The organism is Desulfocicer niacini, assembly GCF_054657595.1.
Map to the genome: position 1 here is coordinate 76,084 of NZ_BAAHYK010000012.1, position 17,376 is coordinate 93,459.

General features: G+C 46.4%; 17 protein-coding genes, 1 other RNA gene and 1 pseudogene. 16 read left to right on the forward strand and 3 right to left on the reverse strand.

Translation table 11 applies throughout. The features are described 5' to 3' along the window. Positions 1 to 1,038, reverse strand: a complete 1,038-nt coding sequence (locus ACYQ2M_RS08305) for an SDR family oxidoreductase (RefSeq protein ID WP_459915867.1) — start codon at positions 1,036 to 1,038, stop codon at positions 1 to 3. Between the two features lie 75 nt (positions 1,039 to 1,113). Further along, on the reverse strand, positions 1,114 to 1,968 hold the full coding sequence (locus ACYQ2M_RS08310) for a pyruvate, water dikinase regulatory protein (RefSeq protein ID WP_459915868.1): 855 nt from the start codon (positions 1,966 to 1,968) through the stop codon (positions 1,114 to 1,116). Positions 1,969 to 2,276: 308 nt separating this feature from the next. Between ACYQ2M_RS08310 and ACYQ2M_RS08315 the strand changes: the two genes are divergently transcribed. Continuing rightward, on the forward strand, positions 2,277 to 2,720 hold the full coding sequence (locus ACYQ2M_RS08315; RefSeq protein ID WP_459915869.1) for a hypothetical protein: 444 nt from the start codon (positions 2,277 to 2,279) through the stop codon (positions 2,718 to 2,720). Between the two features lie 13 nt (positions 2,721 to 2,733). On the opposite strand, the gene ACYQ2M_RS08320 is transcribed toward ACYQ2M_RS08315, so the two are convergent. Next, positions 2,734 to 3,093, reverse strand: coding sequence for a peptide chain release factor family protein (locus tag ACYQ2M_RS08320; protein WP_459915870.1), 360 nt, complete (start codon positions 3,091 to 3,093; stop codon positions 2,734 to 2,736). Between the two features lie 276 nt (positions 3,094 to 3,369). On the opposite strand from ACYQ2M_RS08320, the gene ACYQ2M_RS08325 reads away from it, so the two are divergent. The 15 genes and pseudogenes from ACYQ2M_RS08325 to ACYQ2M_RS08395 all read left to right on the forward strand — a co-directional run bounded on the left by ACYQ2M_RS08325 (position 3,370) and on the right by ACYQ2M_RS08395 (position 17,211). After that, positions 3,370 to 3,549 carry a hypothetical protein gene (locus ACYQ2M_RS08325; RefSeq protein ID WP_459915871.1) on the forward strand — a complete coding sequence of 60 codons (180 nt, stop codon included), beginning with the start codon at positions 3,370 to 3,372 and terminating at the stop codon, positions 3,547 to 3,549. Positions 3,550 to 3,780: 231 nt separating this feature from the next. After that, positions 3,781 to 4,139: a transfer-messenger RNA gene (ssrA, locus tag ACYQ2M_RS08330) on the forward strand. Positions 4,140 to 4,302: 163 nt separating this feature from the next. Continuing rightward, a complete protein-coding gene (locus tag ACYQ2M_RS08335; protein ID WP_459915872.1) occupies positions 4,303 to 5,493 on the forward strand; it encodes a tyrosine-type recombinase/integrase in 1,191 nt (396 codons plus the stop codon). After that, positions 5,486 to 6,253, forward strand: a complete 768-nt coding sequence (locus ACYQ2M_RS08340; protein ID WP_459915873.1) for a hypothetical protein — start codon at positions 5,486 to 5,488, stop codon at positions 6,251 to 6,253. Before ACYQ2M_RS08335 ends, ACYQ2M_RS08340 begins: the two co-directional genes overlap by 8 nt. Positions 6,254 to 6,418: 165 nt before the next feature. Next, positions 6,419 to 6,619: a helix-turn-helix transcriptional regulator gene (locus ACYQ2M_RS08345; protein ID WP_459915874.1), complete on the forward strand. Its 201-nt coding sequence runs from the start codon at positions 6,419 to 6,421 to the stop codon at positions 6,617 to 6,619. Positions 6,620 to 6,697: 78 nt separating this feature from the next. Continuing rightward, on the forward strand, positions 6,698 to 7,273 hold the full coding sequence (locus tag ACYQ2M_RS08350) for a hypothetical protein (RefSeq protein WP_459915875.1): 576 nt from the start codon (positions 6,698 to 6,700) through the stop codon (positions 7,271 to 7,273). Continuing rightward, the gene (locus tag ACYQ2M_RS08355) at positions 7,254 to 8,885 is read left to right on the forward strand and encodes an AAA family ATPase (protein ID WP_459915876.1); all 1,632 of its coding nucleotides are present in this window, start codon (positions 7,254 to 7,256) and stop codon (positions 8,883 to 8,885) included. Before ACYQ2M_RS08350 ends, ACYQ2M_RS08355 begins: the two co-directional genes overlap by 20 nt. Positions 8,886 to 9,191: 306 nt before the next feature. Next, on the forward strand, positions 9,192 to 9,464 hold the full coding sequence (locus tag ACYQ2M_RS08360) for a hypothetical protein (protein ID WP_459915877.1): 273 nt from the start codon (positions 9,192 to 9,194) through the stop codon (positions 9,462 to 9,464). A gap of 205 nt (positions 9,465 to 9,669) precedes the next feature. Further along, entirely contained in the window at positions 9,670 to 12,267 is a 2,598-nt protein-coding gene (locus ACYQ2M_RS08365; protein ID WP_459915878.1) for an ATP-binding protein, read from the forward strand. Positions 12,268 to 12,368: 101 nt separating this feature from the next. Next, positions 12,369 to 13,733: a DEAD/DEAH box helicase gene (locus tag ACYQ2M_RS08370; RefSeq protein ID WP_459915879.1), complete on the forward strand. Its 1,365-nt coding sequence runs from the start codon at positions 12,369 to 12,371 to the stop codon at positions 13,731 to 13,733. Positions 13,734 to 13,796: 63 nt separating this feature from the next. Beyond that, positions 13,797 to 14,192 carry a hypothetical protein gene (locus ACYQ2M_RS08375; RefSeq protein ID WP_459915880.1) on the forward strand — a complete coding sequence of 132 codons (396 nt, stop codon included), beginning with the start codon at positions 13,797 to 13,799 and terminating at the stop codon, positions 14,190 to 14,192. A gap of 205 nt (positions 14,193 to 14,397) precedes the next feature. Next, positions 14,398 to 14,715 carry a hypothetical protein gene (locus ACYQ2M_RS08380; RefSeq protein WP_459915881.1) on the forward strand — a complete coding sequence of 106 codons (318 nt, stop codon included), beginning with the start codon at positions 14,398 to 14,400 and terminating at the stop codon, positions 14,713 to 14,715. Positions 14,716 to 15,451: 736 nt separating this feature from the next. Next, positions 15,452 to 15,598: pseudogene (locus ACYQ2M_RS08385) on the forward strand (HGGxSTG domain-containing protein); the annotation flags it as partial. A 169-nt stretch (positions 15,599 to 15,767) separates the two neighbouring features. Continuing rightward, complete coding sequence (locus ACYQ2M_RS08390) at positions 15,768 to 16,103, forward strand: type II toxin-antitoxin system RelE/ParE family toxin (RefSeq protein WP_459915882.1); 336 nt, start codon at positions 15,768 to 15,770, stop codon at positions 16,101 to 16,103. Between the two features lie 16 nt (positions 16,104 to 16,119). Beyond that, complete coding sequence (locus ACYQ2M_RS08395; RefSeq protein WP_459915883.1) at positions 16,120 to 17,211, forward strand: helix-turn-helix domain-containing protein; 1,092 nt, start codon at positions 16,120 to 16,122, stop codon at positions 17,209 to 17,211. Positions 17,212 to 17,376: the final 165 nt, after the last annotated feature.

Genomic DNA, 17,376 nt, shown 5'->3' on the forward strand with positions numbered 1-17,376 from the left:
TTACCCCTCGTATGTAGCAAGATTATCCATGTACCAAGCGGATGCCTCATCAAGTCCCCGGGTAACAGAAAACTGCGGGCAATAGCCCAGATATTTTTCTGCACTGGATATATCTGCCAGGGAATGGCGAACATCCCCGGCCCGGAAATCCCGAAAAACCGGGGTGGCACAAAGGGCCGTGGGAATTTTGATTCCCACCCGTTCCCGGATAAGGTCAAATAAGCCGTTCAAGGTAGTACGCTGACCAAAGGCAACATTATACACCCGGTTGACACCCTCGCCTTCAGGAGCCATGGCCGCCAGGATATTGGCCTGGACACAATTATCAATGTAGCAAAAATCCCGACTGGTCTCTCCGTCCCCGTTGATGTAAACGGTGCTGCCTTTGATCAAGGCGGAAAACCACAGGGGAATCACCGCAGCATAGGCCCCGTGGGGATCCTGTCTTCGACCGAACACATTAAAATAACGAAGTCCCACCGTGTCAAGCCCATAGGTACGTTTAAACACATCGGCATAGAGTTCATTAACGTATTTGGTGACCGCATAGGGTGACAAGGGCCTGCCAATGGTTTCCTCTTTTTTGGGAAGCCCTGGATGATCCCCATAGGTGGAACTGGACGCGGCATAGACAAAGCGTTTTACCCCGGCATCCCGGGCGGCCACCAGCATATTAAGATGGCCTGTGATGTTATTGGCATGGGTAAGTAAAGGGTCAGCCACCGATCGAGGCACCGAGCCAAGGGCCGCCTGGTGAAGCACCAGATCCTGTCCGGAACAGGCGGTGGCACAGGTACCCATCTCCCTTATGTCCCCTTCAATGAAGGAAAATCGCTGCCACTTGTCCGGGCCAACAGCGGTCTTTACCTGGTCCAGATTATGCTGAAATCCCGTGGAAAAATTATCAAGGCCGGTGACTTCCTGCCCCAACCCCAGCAGAGCTTCCACCAGGTTGGAACCGATAAAACCAGCGGCGCCGGTTACCAGCCATCGACGGGAGTTTTCCTTGAGCATCTGTTTTATTGCGTCATATTTCATCTGTATTATTGCCTTAATTTTATCATTCAATCAAATCAAACCGTTCATAACCCATCAGAATTTGGTCACAATATACTATCTTTTATGGGCCTGGGCTTTAAACCTCCGGGTGATCATCTCAATGATCTCCTCCGCACTGTTTTCAATGGGTTTATTGCTCACATCCACCATGGAGTACCCATGGGTGATGTAATGCCTGCGTGCATCATTAATTTCTCGTTCAATGTCCTCCCGGGAAACATAGGCATACATATCCCGGGTTCCCAGGGTCTCCTGTCGCATTCTCCGGTGGGCGATGAGTTGCTCCACATTAATGTTCAGGGCAATGATCCGCCGGCGGTCAATCTCTTTTAATATCCCGGGCATGGGGACCCCCACAACCAGTGGAACATTGGCGGTTTTCCAGCCAAGCACTGCAAGATACATGGACAGGGGCGTTTTACCAGCCCGGGAAAGCCCCACCAGTATAATTTCCGCCTTGTCAAGCTGTTCTGGATTCACCCCATCGTCGTGGGCCAGGGCAAATTCTATGGCCGATACCTGGTCCAGGTCCACTTTATGAATTTCCCTGTAAAGACCTGGTTTTTCAATGGGATCGCTGTCCAGGAAACTGCTGATACGCGACAGCACCGGCCCCATGAGATCAATGGTCACAACCCCCTTTTCCAGCCCTTTGCGGGTCATGTATTTTCTCAGTTCAGTGTTGACCATGGTGTGGACAATCATGCTTTCCGTATTGGTGGCCTTTTGCACCAGGTCATCCACCTGGGATCTGGAACGAATCTGGGGGGCCTTGACCACGGTGATATCGTTTTCCGGGAACTGAACTAGGGCACTCTGGGCAAGATGATAGGCATTGATCCCCTCACCACAGGAGGCAATGTATATCATGTGAAAATTCTCACAGGCAATTTTTCCCGTCAAAGTCATGCGTTTATCCTTTTAAAAAATTGAAAATTAAACTATCATATGCGATTATTCTCAATCTTTTATGATTGCGAAAATGAAACACCAGTAACCGCTTTATATACCAAGAAAAGAACTGTGTCAAAAAAATAAACTGACATGCGCATAACATCGGCCACTCATCAGAATTTGGTGGGCACACAGAATCAGACGGGAATCATGACCGCCTGTTTTCATTATATTGCATCCACCTGGCACGGGAAATTAAAACCACCAGCAAATTTAACTGGAACCGCACCCATCGGTACGCAGAATATAAGGATATTAACTCCATGAAGCAAAACAGCGCAGCTCACTACGCATTGAAACATACACAACAGACCCTGTCCCCGGAAATTGTGACGGCCCTTAAAGAAAAAGCCGTGGCAGGCCGCATCTCCTGTGCCGCCGTTCATGCCATTGCCACATCATTTAAGCTTTCCCCGTCGGTGGTGGGTGTCCAGGCGGACCTCCTTGAAATCCGGTTAACCCGGTGTATCCTGGGCCTGTTCGGCTATGAGCGGGAAAAACAGGGAACCCGGAAAAATCTTGATCAGCATGTCAGCATTTCTCCTCAATTAGAGGAGGCCATTGTTCAACAGGCAAAAGACAATCGTCTCAGCTGCCTTGAATGCTGGGATATTGCAAAAAATCTCAATATGAGAAGGTCCCATGTCTCTTCGGCATGTGAAAAAATGGGGATCAAAATTAAACCGTGTCAGCTGGGGGCTTTTTAGCCGGAAATGGGGATCACAAAATCTGCCCCCCGTATTTATTTTTACTGCGTTTCCGGCTCTTTTTTTTCTGCTTTCTGATTCTTGACCGTCGGATATCTTCGGCAGCGGGGGTTCCGGCCTGATGTTTTTCAACGGCATCCACCAGACGTCTCAATGCAAGAAAACGATTCAGAACCTGGGATCTGGCTTTTCCACACTTCACACTTATGCCCGTGGGAAGATGCCGCAAGAAAACAGCTGAGCTGGTTTTATTCACTTTCTGGCCCCCACGTCCGGAAGATTTAATGAACCGCTCCTCTATATCTTCTTTTCGAATTCCAAGATCAATAATTCTGGCATTGAGGGCATCTATTTTTTCCTGACCGGCTCCCATGGCTTTCTCCTGGAAAAAGGGGTGGAAACAGTGGGCTTCATCAACAACACCCGGGGGTGCTCATAGCATCCTATGGACATTTAACTCTAAGTACAAGTTTCTTCAGGAGGGATCAGGCTTGCGTTATGGGCATTATTCATTGTATTTTGGGTTCGCACGGACTTTGGTGAACAGTACTAATAACGCAAGCCTGACCCCGTCTTCCCACAATCGGCCAATAAAAACTTGAACATCGAGTTTAAATAATAACCTTTAAAGGAGTCAAAATCCATCACCATGACATATTCTGCCCCCCCGAAAAATGCTTCCGGGAAATATACCTGCAATGAATACAGACAGGAAATGATCCTGGCAGGCCTTCAACGAAGACTTGCCACAGCAGATCTAACCTCAGAGGAAAAGAAACAGTTGATCATGGAAATTGAGAAACTTGAAATTGCCATGGGGCTGTCCTGAGCTCATTGGACCGCCGATGGGGTGGGGTCAGCCCCATGTTATGCCCCCCCCCAGATGTTGAGAACAAGCCCACGCACAACCAATAAGGATCTGAACGTCCGGCACAACATATTCATTGGCCAGACATTGACTTCCATTGTAAAAGGGTTTATATTGGTGTCAGTTATTGATGCCGCAGGATCTGTTGATAATTTAATGACCGGCAGAGATAACAATGATCTTTTAAAATTTGGGGGCGTAAAGGCTTCGACGGAAATCACGAGGCTTTTGGTTGCATGCCGAGCGTTCTGCCAACTCGTAAAATAGGCGGAAAAAAAAGTAATCGCAGACGATTATAATTACGCTGTAGCTGCTTAAAGGCAGCTTCCGTTCAGTCGAGATCCCTCCCGCAGGTTTCGATAATGGACGTCGACTATGTGGGACCGCCGCATAAGGGTGTCTGGCCCTTGTCCGGTTAAACTTTTCAGACTATGCCGCAGGGTATCCCTCCTGAAGGAGACCCACCGGTTAAATTTAAAGATCAGGATAAGCATGTAGAAGCCACTGCTGACTATTTTCGGACGCGGGTTCAATTCCCGCCGCCTCCACCATATACTCTTCCCAAAGAGTCCCCAGAAGACTAAAACCCCTAATGACTACAAGTTGTTAGGGGTTTTTTAGTTCCTATACAGTCCCACAAAATCCCTTGACATCCGACGGTATATGGCGGTATTTATGACGGTATAATCCACATACCGCAAAAGAGGTACCGTCATGCCACTTACAGACACCGCCATCCGCAACGTAAAACCCCAAAAAAAACAACATAAAATTTCAGATGCCAACGGAATGTACCTGTTGGTCAACAAAACTGGAAAATATTTCCGAATGGATTACCGCTTCCAAGGTAAGAGGAAAACCATTGCGTTTGGAGTTTACCCAAATATCACGCTGAAGCAAGCTCGTCAACGATGCATTGATGCCCGATCACTCTTAGATCAAGGCATAGACCCAATGCAATATAAAAAAGAGGCAAAGCTGAATTTGGAAGATGGGTTAACAAACAGCTTCCAGAATGTGGGCATGGAGTGGTACCTCAAAAACAAACAAGCGTGGAAGCCCGGTCATGCAAGAACAATCCTGAGTCGCCTTGAGAATAATATATTCCCATGGCTCGGGAAAAAGCCTATCAAAGACATAACTGCCCCGGAACTATTAACCGCTCTTCGACGTGTGGAAGATCGAGGGGCCATAGAAACCGCTCACAGAATCAAACAAATTTGCGGCCAGGTATTCAGGTATGCCATTGCCACCGGCAGAACAGACCGGGACCCTTCGGCTGATTTGAAAGGAGCATTGGCACCAACGGTATCAAGCAATATGAGCGCCATAACATCCCCTGAAAAGGTGGGTGATCTTCTGCGAGCAATTGATGGATACACAGGCCAATTCGTGACCCGATGTGCTTTGAAGTTGGCCCCGCTGGTTTTTGTTCGTCCCGGGGAACTCCGCCACGCAGAGTGGTCAGAAATAAATTTTGATGCTTCAGAATGGAAAATTCCCGCCCACAAAATGAAAAAGAATAGAACTCACCTGATCCCATTGTCCAGCCAGGCAATCCAAATTCTAGAAGAAATCCAGCCGCTCACAGGCGATTTGAAATATGTTTTTCCTTCGGTTAGAAGTACCGGCAGACCCATGTCTGAAAATACCGTCCTTGCTGCTTTGCGTCGAATGGGTTTTACCAAAGAAGAAATGACAGGCCACGGATTCCGGGCCATGGCATCCACGCTACTCCATGAAAACGGTTTTCCATCCCATCTTATTGAAAATCAACTTGCTCATGTGGAAGGCAATAGTGTTAAGGCTGCTTACAACCACGCTGAATACATTAAAGAGCGCGGAGAGATGATGCAATGGTGGGCCAACTATTTGGATAAACTGAGAGGGAATATTAATGCATAAGAAGGCAGCAGCACGGAAAGCCGCAGCGGCGCATTCAACAAACGCATGGAAGGCGGTTAACGAATACGCAAATCTAACAGGGCAAATTCTTTTTGAAACTGATGGGCAAAATGTTGTTAACCATTTTAACAGAATACGAGAAGAGATGTTTAATCTCCTGGAACCATACAGGCACCCCGTCGGTGACAGTATCATTGAGTATGCAACATTCTACTCTCCAAGCCTTGAAGACATTGATTTTAACATGACTGGGTACCAGATACCACCATTCATAGATGAATTAAAAGAATGCGAGGTTGCCCCCAATATCCTGAAACAAATTCAAGACTACGTCAAAAAGACTGAACAAGACAAGATAAAACTGAATGATTATGAGAGGCGTTTAACATCCATTGAATCTGACCTTCAAGATGCACAGAACGCATGGGACAATGCGCCAAAGGATGAAAGGAAGACTCTGATTTGTGAAATATTGGGGTTTTCCACCGGCAAACGGAGTAGATCGTACAACGGGGTGAACATTTTCCATGAATATGTGTCCCTCATAAGAAAACAAGGCTTGTCTCGAAAAAAAGCTGTAGAAGAAATTATGAACAAATATGGTTTTACTTCCATTGAACGAACCAAAAGAAACCTTCAGAATTACAGATTAGAAATTTATCAAGATGTAGATAAAAAGGCCCCCAACTTTGCAAAAGATTTCCGAAAAATCATGAAGGGCGTTGTCCCATCATACAACAAAAACGATACTGATTTTTAACCCACCACAAATCCCCAAATTTTACAACTCCTCCCCTCCTTCATCAAATACACCCCAAAAAGAAACTTTTTATTGGCATATTTTTAAGTCCTCCACACCCCCTATAATCCCATCATGAACTCACGCGGAAAACCGCACAGGATAACCCTAAATATATAGGTGAGAATGATGGGAAAAAAATTTCTAAGATTGCCTGCCGTTAAGGCAAAAACCGGCCTTTCAAAATCCACAATCTATTTGATGATCCGCAAGGGAGCCTTTCCTGCACCTGTCAAACTGGGACCAAGAACGAGCGGATGGCTCGAAGCAGAAATTGAAGAATGGACAGAAGATAGAATCGCTGAACGCGATGAATCATGGGCTTAGAAAAGTAGGATGCCCGCGCCGGGACAGGGCAACGGGCAACGGGCAACGGGCAACGGGCAACGGGCAAGGAGAGGATAATTGAAAGATAGCAATTTTCCCATTAAAAATCAAGATGTTTCGTCAATTCAAGTGGTATCTGGAAACGGAGCGTACCACAGCGAAAGCCACACAGCGAAAAATCCAGCACCTTATCTACGGTTTGCTCTGGATGTGCTGAACAGCATGGTTAAAAATCCGTTGGACGTTCCGAAGTCAGAAGCCCCATGGATTATTCCCAGCAGCACCGGCGGAGAACTTGCTCGTAACCACGATTTTCAGCGTCAGCACGGCAAATTTCATGCTTTGGTGGCCGATCTGGATCATGTGGGACCCCTAACCAGTCTGGGGATATCCACCGCTATATCAGCCATTTTCCCACCAGGAACGGCACATTACATATATTCGACAAAATCAGCCACCCCAGAAAACAATAAATCCAGAATTATTGTCCCCTTATCAGTCCCTATTCCTGGGCGCGACTATTCGATGTACGCCCAAATATTCAACGATAAATTACAGGCTGCAGGGATCGAGCCCGACAGGGCAACGGAACGACCTGGGCAACTCTTCTACCTGCCGAACCGGGGGGCCTTCTATGATTGCCACATCCAATAGTGAGACAAAGCCCTTTGATTATATCGAATGGGCGCAGGAGATCAGCCAGGAGCGACAGAAGCGCTATGAACTTGAAATGGAGATCAGGCGCAGGGCAGAACAGGCACGGCAACGAGTGCAGGAGCGCATTAACACCGGACAGCATGACCCGATAACAGCAACCCGGGAAGCCTACCCGGTAGAAACTGCCCTTTCCATGTTCGGATATGTTCAGAAGGGCCACAACAAATGGTTGTCACCGAATAGCGAAAGCGGAACGCCAGGGGTTACCGTCCAGAATGGCAAGTGGCTATCCCACCATGACAGTGATTCCCAGATAGGCCAGCCAGCACCAAACGGGGGTACCTGGGGGGATTCCTTTGATTTGATTGTTCATTATCAATATGGCGGTGATTTTGATGCAGCGGTACGGGCGATGGGCGAACAGTACACGATACAAGACCCGGTGAAGGGTGATGTCGTCACCATTAATAAGTTCAATCAACGGCAGTACATGCGCCAGCAGGAGACGACAATTAACCAGCAGCCCACGACCCCGGAACCCCGAAGGCTTATGATATCGTTCACAAGCTGTTTTGATATCTGCCAAGAACCGATGAGACAGGAATTCATTATTGATGGTCTCATAGCAGAAGGTGACCAAGTTATTATTACCGGTGACGGCGGTATAGGCAAAAGCACCATTGCCTTTCATATCGCTCATTTTCTGGCAATGTCGAGAGATCTTATTTTTGATCAATTTGCAGTCCCAAAACCCCGAACATCCTTATTCTTGAATTCTGAAAACTCAAAGATTCAGATCAATTCCAGGCTAAACAATATGGTGGGCAATAATCCAGAAGCAAGGGATGCCCTGAAACGTCTGTATGCACCGATTATTCACGGGGACGTACTGACATGTGGAAAATCCTTTGATGATCCTAAGTTCCGGCAATGGGTTGTTGATCTGGTTCATAGCATCGAGGATTACCAGGGAAGCAAGCTTGACCTGATATGGATTGACCCCCTGATATCTTTTATCTCATGTGATGAAAATGCAGCTGCAGAGATGCGGAAAAATCTTGATGGCATCACCGAGGTTTCGCAGATGTGCAAGGTCACCCCCATTGTAATTCATCATAATAAAAAAGATGGCGGCGGATATCGGGGAAGTTCTGCTATTCGGGACTGGACCCGGAACCTTATAGAATTGAATCGTACCTTTGTTGCTCAAACGAGATTGATCGGTGATGGACTATCCAGACAGGCTAAAATCCCCTGCATCCATGTCAGACATGAGAAGTGCAACAACTTTCAAATGTTTGAATCCTTCACTCTCCGAATGATGCCGGACCAGACTTTCAAACCCATAGAGGAAAATCTCACCCCGGAAAGAGCGGAACAGGGGGTAATGGTCAAACAGGCTTTAACCGATCTGGGAGGTATGGCCACCAGCACAAACGAACTATCAAAGGTCTATCAAGAGCTTGCCGGCATCGGTCATACTGCAGCAAAAAAACATATTCGGGCAGCAGTTGACCATAAATTCATTGACCGCTTTTCAATGCTTGAGAAGGGAAAACAGGTTTATAAATATTCGTTGCCAGATGTATCAAATAGGGTGGTCACATGAGGTGGTCACCCTTGAGGTGGTCGCTGGTGGTCACTTGGTGGTCACCCTTTGCAAGTGACCATCAAAAACATAATGATAACAGTTGTTTAAAAAATCAAGGAGGTGGTCACCCTGCAGGGTACCAAGTGACCACCTTTAGAGCCAGTAAAGGCGGGGTGGTCTCATGGTCACCCCCCTTTATAGTGTTAGGTGACCACCCCTTAGGTGGGTGGTTCACACACCTTAACCGAGCTGATGAATTTGGAGTGAATTACAACATTCAGCAAGGTTAAAAAATCACAGAAATTTTATGGAGAAGAAAAGACAATGACAAGCGAACAGATCAAAAAGGCAATCACAGAAATTACCGGCGAAAATTGCGAACTTTGCGGCAACCCCCTGAAGGTTTATGTCAGCCATCGGGAACAGGACGGCATGATCCCATTACATATGACCGTTCGGGTATCATGTCCCTTCTGTGAATCCGAGGTGGATCAGCTTTCCGGGATTGATGAGCTGGAGGATTACGACGGTGACCACCTTGAAGATGGGGGAACCCTTCATGGATACCCCGCTATAACTGAAGTACAGGAGGGTTAAAAAATGACAACATTTGAACTTTTGGCAGTCATGACGGCAAGCGGATTGATTTGGTGGGTAGGTGACTGGATTATCCGGCATTGGGAATAATGAGAAACCCGGCAAAGGTTGGGCCGATGCCGGGCCAAATCGAATGGCCTTCCATAAAGGGCTGCAACCCTGGAAGGCATTTCAGACAATTCAAAGTTAACAAGGATTTTATTAAATGGCAACAGTAACAGCCAGACAGCATTTTACAACCAGCAGATCAATGAAATACTTCACAGCAGCAGAGCTTGTAAAACAGATGGGCACCACCAGGGATAAGTGGGGCATCACCCTTGTGAAAGAACTCATTGATAACGCCCTGGATGGAGCAGAAAGCGCCGGTGTGAATCCAGATATCACGGTCACCATTGATGAGGACAGCCTTTCTGTAATGGACAACGGGCCGGGTATCCCTGCCCATGTTATCGAGAAATCCATTGATTATGGTGTCAAAGTATCAAACAAGTTCTGTTATGTTTCTCCCAGTCGTGGGCAGCAGGGAAACGCCCTGATGTGTGTTTATGCCTGCCCCTTTGTCGTCAACGGTGACTATGCAGATGTTGAAATCCACAGCAACGGGACCCGGTACGATATCCATGTTTCTCTCAATCGGATAGCACAAAGCCCTGAGATAACAACCACGATTTCAGAATCCGAATTTATAGAAAAAGGGACTTTTATAAAAATCCATGGTTTCAATTTAGCATGCTCAACTGAATATATAAAACCGCGTATTTCTACAAAACTTAATTGTCTGGATTTAATGAAACGGTTTTCATGTTGCAACCCCCATGCAAACTTGACTTTGAGCTTCGACGGTGAAACCCGCATTTATCCGAGGGCTGGCAAGCAAACCAAGTGGACAAGTGACATGTCTTTGGTTTGCCGCTGGTACAACCCAGACAAGTTTATCAGTCTGGTTTCAAGTTCAATTAATGAAAATCCAAAAATGAAAGTAAACGATTTCTTGAAGCAGTTTGAAGGACTTAAGGCACCACCGAAACAAAAATTGATTTGTGATTCCATCGGGATCAATAGCCGTGATGGGATTGTCCAGTTTAAGCGCGACAATGACATTGACAGCGCCATGGTGACACGTCTTCTATGTTCCATGAAGGAAAACACCAGGGAGATACAACCCGTCAAATTGGGCTATTTAAACGCGGATCATGTCAAAACGCTTTGGGCGCAACATGAGCACCAGCTTTTTGAACACCGAAATTCAAAAGGCACCACGGCTACCGGGATGCCCTATACCCTGGATGTTTTCTTTCAAGTGGCTGAAGGTCTTTCATATCGAGCGCCGGAAATCTGCCTTAACCATTCTGTTTTGATTGATGGCGGTATTAATGGAATGGAATCTTTTTTGAATAGTATCCATATAGAATTTCTAAACGATGTTGCATTGTTCATTCACATTGCATGCCCTTCTTTTGACTTCCTGGGGAATGGAAAAAATAAAATCAATCTGCATGATGACATTTTTAATGACCTGAAGTCACGCATTGCAATAATCAGTAAAGAGTGGACAAAGGCTCAAAAGAAGAAGCGCCGGGATCAAAAGGCAACTCTCAACAAGCGTAAGAAAATCGTAAACAAAAAGAGATTCATGAGTCAACGAGATGCAGCTTTCAAGGTTATGAAAGATGCCTATATGAAAGCCAGTTCCGGGAACACATTACCCGCACAATGCAGACAGGTACTTTATGCAGCCAGGCGGGAAGTTTTGATGTTGGCCGGGATTGATAAACTTGGTGATGGATATTTCAGAACATTGGTTCGTGAGTTTCAGGCTGAAAATCCAGAGCTGACAAAAGATTGGGATATTGTTTTTGATGCCAGGGGCAACATGATTGAACCCTTCACAGAAAAACGGGTGCCCCTGGGGACAATAGCCGTCAGAAATTATATCAGCTCGTTTGATGATATCCACATATCAGCAGGTGGTGAGGTTACAGGCCCAAATATTTCAATGCCCGTGGTTTCAATCAATGGCCACAAAGGACGGTACAAATACGCCCTGTATATTGAGAAAGAGGGGTTTGAATCCCTTATACATGCGGCAAAGATTCAGGAGCGGTATGGAATAGCATACTTGAGCACTAAGGGCATGAGTTCTGAAGCTGCCAGGGTGTTAATTGAAAGACTGTCAGATGAAGGGGTAACGACATTTGCCTTACATGACTTTGACCATGCAGGTTTTAATATTGCCCGAATACTGAGTGAAGACACCGATATGTATAAATTCAAGAGTGATGTGGATGTGATTGATATCGGTCTCCGGCTGGAGGATATCAAAGGGCTTGAACGTGAGGTGGTGACATACCAGGAACAAGACCCACGGGACAGCATCATAAAAGCCGGGGCCACAGATGAAGAAGCAGATATCTTGGTTCAGGGAAAAGACCCGGATAAATGGGACAAAGAAAAACAAAAAATTGTTCCTGGAAAATGGCATGGTGAGCGGGTGGAATTAAACGCCATGACATCGGGGCAATTTGTTGAATTGATCGAGTCAAAGCTTGAAGCCCATGGAGTGAAGAAGGTTATTCCAGATGATAACATCCTTCGTGATACCTACCGCAAGACCCAAGCAGCCAGGTTAAAAAAGAAGGCCCTGGACAAGATCATGGAAAAGTACATGCCGGAAATCAGAAAAGAATTATCCCAATATGAAGCGCCGGCAATTGATGTCCCTGGAAATTTGCGGGAGATGATCCGGGAAAAGATCACCGGGAATACTAAGCCATGGGAAAAGGCATTGATGGAACTTTGAAAGAAGGACCCGACCAGGACGGCAATCCGGGCCGGGCCAACATCGAACAGTGCCTTCCATATGGGCGGCAACCCTGGAAGGCATAGGGAAGGAAAATGATAATGCAATTTGAAATCAAAAACAATCTGAAAATCACGGGCCTGGAACCTGGAATACGGGATCAGATTAAACGCCAGCTCACCATGAATAACCCCCAATATACCGATGCGGAACGGGCCGGACGCTACACGGGAAGCATCGACAGATACCTGTATTTTTATCGGGAATGGTCCGGGGGCCTGGAAGTGCCGCGAGGTTTTGCTGCAAGGGCTTACCGGATCTGCCAAGGCCACGGGCATGATATCAGCATCATTGATAACCGGGTGGAAGTGCCTGTTTCCTTCCAATTCCATGGGACATTGAAACCATTCCAGCAGGTGGCCGTGGATGCCATGCTTGCCCATGAGCATGGTGTTCTTGAATCCGGGACCGGATCAGGGAAAACGGTCATGGCGTTGAATATCATTTCAGCCAGGGGGCAGCGCTCCCTTGTGATAGTCCATACCAAAGAACTCCTGAATCAATGGATTGACCGAATAGAAACTTTCCTGGGAATCCCAGCATGTGAAGTGGGTGTTATCGGTGCTGGCAAGTTCTCCCTGGGGGATCGAGTCACCGTCGGCATGGTGCAGACATTGTGCAAGCGTGTTGATGATATCCGGGGACAGTTCGGCATGGTGGTTGTTGATGAATGCCACAGGGCACCGTCAAAGACCTTCACAGATGTGGTAAGTTCCCTGGATGCAAAGTATCTCCTGGGATTGTCAGCCACTGCATACCGCCGGGATGGATTGGGCCGGGTCATATTTCTTTACCTGGGGGACCGCCGCCACCAGGTGGATAAGGCCGAACTCCTGGACAATGGGGCTTTGTGTCAGGCCAAAGTGATATGGCATCAAACAGACTTTGACACCTGCCTTAACCCATCGGAAGAGTACAGCAAGGTTTTATCTGAATTGACACAAGATCCCCATCGGAACCGACAGATATGCAGCGACGTTGCCGGGGACCCCTGCCAGGGCATCAAGCTTGTTTTGTCCGACCGGAAAGACCACTGCCAGGCATTGTCCGATATCCTGAAAGTGGAGCATGGTCTTGAAGCCGTGGTCTTGACGGGGGGCTTGTCAAAAAAGGAGCGTGAAGCCGTCTCCCAGCAGATAACGGACAGCTCGGTTAAAATCCTGATATGCACCGGGCAATTAATCGGTGAGGGTTACGACCTGCCAGCATTGGAAAGTCTTTTCCTGGGAACCCCTATCAAATTCAGTGGCCGTCTTATCCAGTACGTAGGCCGGGTGCTCCGTCCGTCTCCTGGGAAAGATGGGGCAGTCATCCATGATTACTATGATCACCTTGTGGGTGTCCTGGAGCATGGGGCCAGGGTGCGGAGTGGAGTTTATGAGAAAGAGGGCATCAAAGCAGCATGACAAAAAAAGTGGGCACCGCAGTTACAGCCCCTAAAAAATTGTAAAAGTTAACAGGAGTAGGAAATGATATATAATAAAAAGCCACAACAGCCAAGGCAAACACTCCAGCAAAAAGAACTTGGGCAAACCCCAGAGCAAGAACAGCAAGCCAGGTTCGAACAAAAAACGATGTACACTAATAATCCTTATTACGGATCAGATGTGGTGCCACAGTCACAGCAACAGCCGACGCAAACGCCAATTGACAATTCAGCACCGCCACAGCCCCCTGCACATGTGATGTCTGATCCGTTCCCACCGCCGCTGCAAAGAAGTTTTCTGAGTGACTGGTGGAGTATGACGAAGCGTTTAGACCCAGACCGCTACAACCGCACATTTAAACTTTTCGGAAAGCTGAACAGATCAAACCTTGTGGGAGAGCTGCCAGAACGCATTGGTCAAATGTCCAGAGTTCGGTAATATCGCCGTAGTATGACAAGCATTGCTGAAAAGATGGGGACGAGGTTTCAGGATGAATAACATGAAAAAATTGTTCAGAAAAAAACATACGAGGTGTTGCATCGGGCAGAACAGAACCGGTTATGTTCAGATAATTGTGAACAGAGAACCGGAGAGCGGGATCTCTTCCTTGATATCCAGGCAGCCAGCTTGAAGGTAAAAGCCCATGAACATTGAAGCAGCACAAATAAATCTTAAATCAAGATTGAATCCGGGCCTTGTGGTGGATAGTCGGAAAGACAACCCTTCTGAATTGGCGGAGCTGAGCAACTTTGTTTTTCTCCTGGATGCAGCAGGGCTAAGTGTATGCTCGGATCACATCTTTTATGACAGCGGATGCTCAATGTGCACCTGGGAGTATAAACCCATGCCAGCACTGATAAAGTATTTGATCGGGTGTCAGGTGGATGAGCTGGCCATGATCAGCATATCACAGTTTGAGGATAGCCATGGTTTGACTATTTATGGTGCACCGATGATATGACAAGAACCCGACCGCAGAAAACCACACCATATGGTGCAAGGAATGTTTGGTGTCCACATTATGTTCAATGCCTGGATAAATGCCTTGCTGATGGATCAGCCGGTTTCTCCTGCCGGGGCTGTTCCCTGGAGCATGATCATTCTGGGGTGCCGAAGGATGCCACCGACTTGAAAGAGGATTCCCGGTGTTGCATAGCATTGGTGATTAGCGTGTTCAAACGAATCAATGCTCAAGAGGCGTTGGGCCGGGTGCTGGTATGAATTTTTGGAGTCCATACGCATCGGGTAGAATGTAGAGTTTTTGGAGTCCATATACCTCTGGGATCATTTGCCGACTTTTTAGCCTCTGTGTGGGTGTCAGTGATTCCGGTTAAAAAATGCACGGCTCCTTTCCGGGATCTTTCACACCACGGTTGGCCAAGGCTTGATATTTCCGCAGCCACAGGTCTTAAAACCGAGTCATAATTGAGCGCTCCGGCGTTGTAGCCTATTACATATAACCTGCTGGGGGCAAAATGGGTTATAGGTGCCTGGGCTGGTGTTATACCTGTTTTTGGGGCTTCCATGAGAACCTGGAAAAACCTGTAGTCCAGACTACAAGAAACACCCTTTTGTCTGGGGCCATAAATACAAACCCCATGAGAACCTCACAAAACCCTACATTTGAGAAAGGATATCAAATCATGAAATACACCCATGAACAACTCATGCAACAAGAATTTTGAGGAGCAAGAACCAGGGCCGGGACGCCCTGCAAAAGAAAAGACCTTTATGAAAATGGCCGTTGCCGTCTGCATGGTGGGTGGAGTACCGGACCAAAAACAAAAGAAGGAAAGGCCAAGTCTGCATTGAATGGTTTCAAGAAAAAAACACGAACCCCATGAGGGGTTAACAAATGTTAACGTTAGACTGATGTTTTTTTGAGTGTTACATTTAGATATAATTATTGACATAGTTTTTTGATGGGAGTATGAGATTAAAAACTATCAAATGTAAGTCATCAATAAAACCATTAACATACAATGTTAATTTTTTACTTGAATAATTTATCATATGGACATATATTTTAAGTCAAAGAGACTACAAAAAATCTGTAGCAAACGCGCTGAAACCATCAAAAAATTGGGGGCAAAATGTGGCAAGAAGCTCCAGCAACGTATGATGGAACTTTCTGCGGCAGAAACTTTGACGGACATTACCAGATTACCCCCAGCTCGCTGCCATGAGTTAACCGGGAATCGTAAAGGACAACTTTCCGTGGATCTTGAGCATCCATACCGATTACTGTTTATTCCTGCTCATAATCCGATTCCAGAGTTGAAAGACGGAGGCCTGGACTGGTCTTCCGTCAGCGAGGTCGAAATCATCGGCATTGATGATACGCATTAAAAAAGAGAATAAGGAAATGGTAAAAGTAACCCAAAAATATACTTTTGAACCGGACTATGCCGTCCCACCTGGCGATACATTGCGTGAAACCATGGAGGCGCTATGTATGACACAAAAAGAACTTGCTCTCCGCACTGGGCTTACTGTGCAATCTTTAAACCGAATTTTCAAAGGAGACCAACCAATCTCTTATGAAACAGCCAATCGTCTTGAATTGGCAGTAGGTGTTCCCGCTGCAATGTGGAATAATCTGGAGGCACAATACCGTGAGCAATTGGCCAAAATCCATGAACGTGAAAGGCTGGAGGCCGATCTTGAATGGTTGAAAGAAATCCCTGTAACCGAGCTGGTCAAGAGGCAGGTCTTAACCAAAACAACTGATAAGGTTGAGCGATTAAGAGCCGTGCTGGCTTTTTATGGCGTCAGCAGCGTGGAGAGTTGGCATGCCATATGGGATGAGCCTAAAGTTGCAGCACGACGTTCAAAATGTTTTGAAAGTTGTCCAGGCCCTACTTCTGCCTGGATTAGACAAGGAGAGATTGCTGCTAACGCTATTCAATGTGCCGAATTTTCTAAGACAAAATTTAAAGCAGCAATTCAAGAAATTAGAAGTCTCACCGTTGTTAAGCCAGAAATTTTTATAAAAAAGATGCGGACATTCTGCGCAGAAGCGGGTGTTGCACTTGTTTTGGTTCAAGAAATGAAAAAAGCCCCTTGGTACGGAGCGACAAAATGGCTTTCACCTAGCAAGGCTATGATTTTACTTAACCTACGAGGTAAAGCGGAAGACCTACTCTGGTTCGCATTTTTTCACGAAGCGGCTCATGTCATCCATGATAACAAGAAAGATCTTTTGATTAATAATGGTAAGCCCTGCCAAGATGATAGTAGGGAAATACGTGCTAACGAATATGCCGCTGACTTTTTGATTCCCCATAAATTCAACAACCGGATTCAAGCCATCACTTCAAAAAGAGAAATTATAGTCATTGCTAAAGAGCTCAATATTTCACCAGGAATAATAGTGGGCAGATACCAACATCTTACTAAAAAATGGCATCTTTTTAATGAGTTGAAGAGGAAATTTATATGGACGAATTCTAACTAAATTAAAGCTTTATCCATTTCTTATATAGGTGTTTATTTTTAGGGATATTGCTGTCAATTCCATCCCATTTTTTGGTAACCCTTTGCCTATTGGCGTAGGCCTTCTATTCAGCTCTCATACAAATTCTTGCCCCCCCCTGCCCGATCAATCCAAACCACCCCCTGC

What these genes read in the sequence shown, in the direction of transcription:
- ACYQ2M_RS08365 (WP_459915878.1), top strand. Translation starts at nt 9,670, where the DNA reads ATGGCAACAGTAACAGCCAGACAGCATTTTACAACCAGCAGATCAATG.
- ACYQ2M_RS08310 (WP_459915868.1), bottom strand. Translation starts at nt 1,968, where the DNA reads ATGACTTTGACGGGAAAAATTGCCTGTGAGAATTTTCACATGATATAC.
- ACYQ2M_RS08315 (WP_459915869.1), top strand. Translation starts at nt 2,277, where the DNA reads ATGAAGCAAAACAGCGCAGCTCACTACGCATTGAAACATACACAACAG.
- ACYQ2M_RS08395 (WP_459915883.1), top strand. Translation starts at nt 16,120, where the DNA reads ATGGTAAAAGTAACCCAAAAATATACTTTTGAACCGGACTATGCCGTC.
- ACYQ2M_RS08345 (WP_459915874.1), top strand. Translation starts at nt 6,419, where the DNA reads ATGATGGGAAAAAAATTTCTAAGATTGCCTGCCGTTAAGGCAAAAACC.
- ACYQ2M_RS08305 (WP_459915867.1), bottom strand. Translation starts at nt 1,038, where the DNA reads ATGAAATATGACGCAATAAAACAGATGCTCAAGGAAAACTCCCGTCGA.
- ACYQ2M_RS08355 (WP_459915876.1), top strand. Translation starts at nt 7,254, where the DNA reads ATGATTGCCACATCCAATAGTGAGACAAAGCCCTTTGATTATATCGAA.
- ACYQ2M_RS08370 (WP_459915879.1), top strand. Translation starts at nt 12,369, where the DNA reads ATGCAATTTGAAATCAAAAACAATCTGAAAATCACGGGCCTGGAACCT.
- ACYQ2M_RS08325 (WP_459915871.1), top strand. Translation starts at nt 3,370, where the DNA reads ATGACATATTCTGCCCCCCCGAAAAATGCTTCCGGGAAATATACCTGC.
- ACYQ2M_RS08390 (WP_459915882.1), top strand. Translation starts at nt 15,768, where the DNA reads ATGGACATATATTTTAAGTCAAAGAGACTACAAAAAATCTGTAGCAAA.
- ACYQ2M_RS08375 (WP_459915880.1), top strand. Translation starts at nt 13,797, where the DNA reads ATGATATATAATAAAAAGCCACAACAGCCAAGGCAAACACTCCAGCAA.
- ACYQ2M_RS08340 (WP_459915873.1), top strand. Translation starts at nt 5,486, where the DNA reads ATGCATAAGAAGGCAGCAGCACGGAAAGCCGCAGCGGCGCATTCAACA.
- ACYQ2M_RS08380 (WP_459915881.1), top strand. Translation starts at nt 14,398, where the DNA reads ATGAACATTGAAGCAGCACAAATAAATCTTAAATCAAGATTGAATCCG.
- ACYQ2M_RS08360 (WP_459915877.1), top strand. Translation starts at nt 9,192, where the DNA reads ATGACAAGCGAACAGATCAAAAAGGCAATCACAGAAATTACCGGCGAA.
- ACYQ2M_RS08320 (WP_459915870.1), bottom strand. Translation starts at nt 3,093, where the DNA reads ATGGGAGCCGGTCAGGAAAAAATAGATGCCCTCAATGCCAGAATTATT.
- ACYQ2M_RS08335 (WP_459915872.1), top strand. Translation starts at nt 4,303, where the DNA reads ATGCCACTTACAGACACCGCCATCCGCAACGTAAAACCCCAAAAAAAA.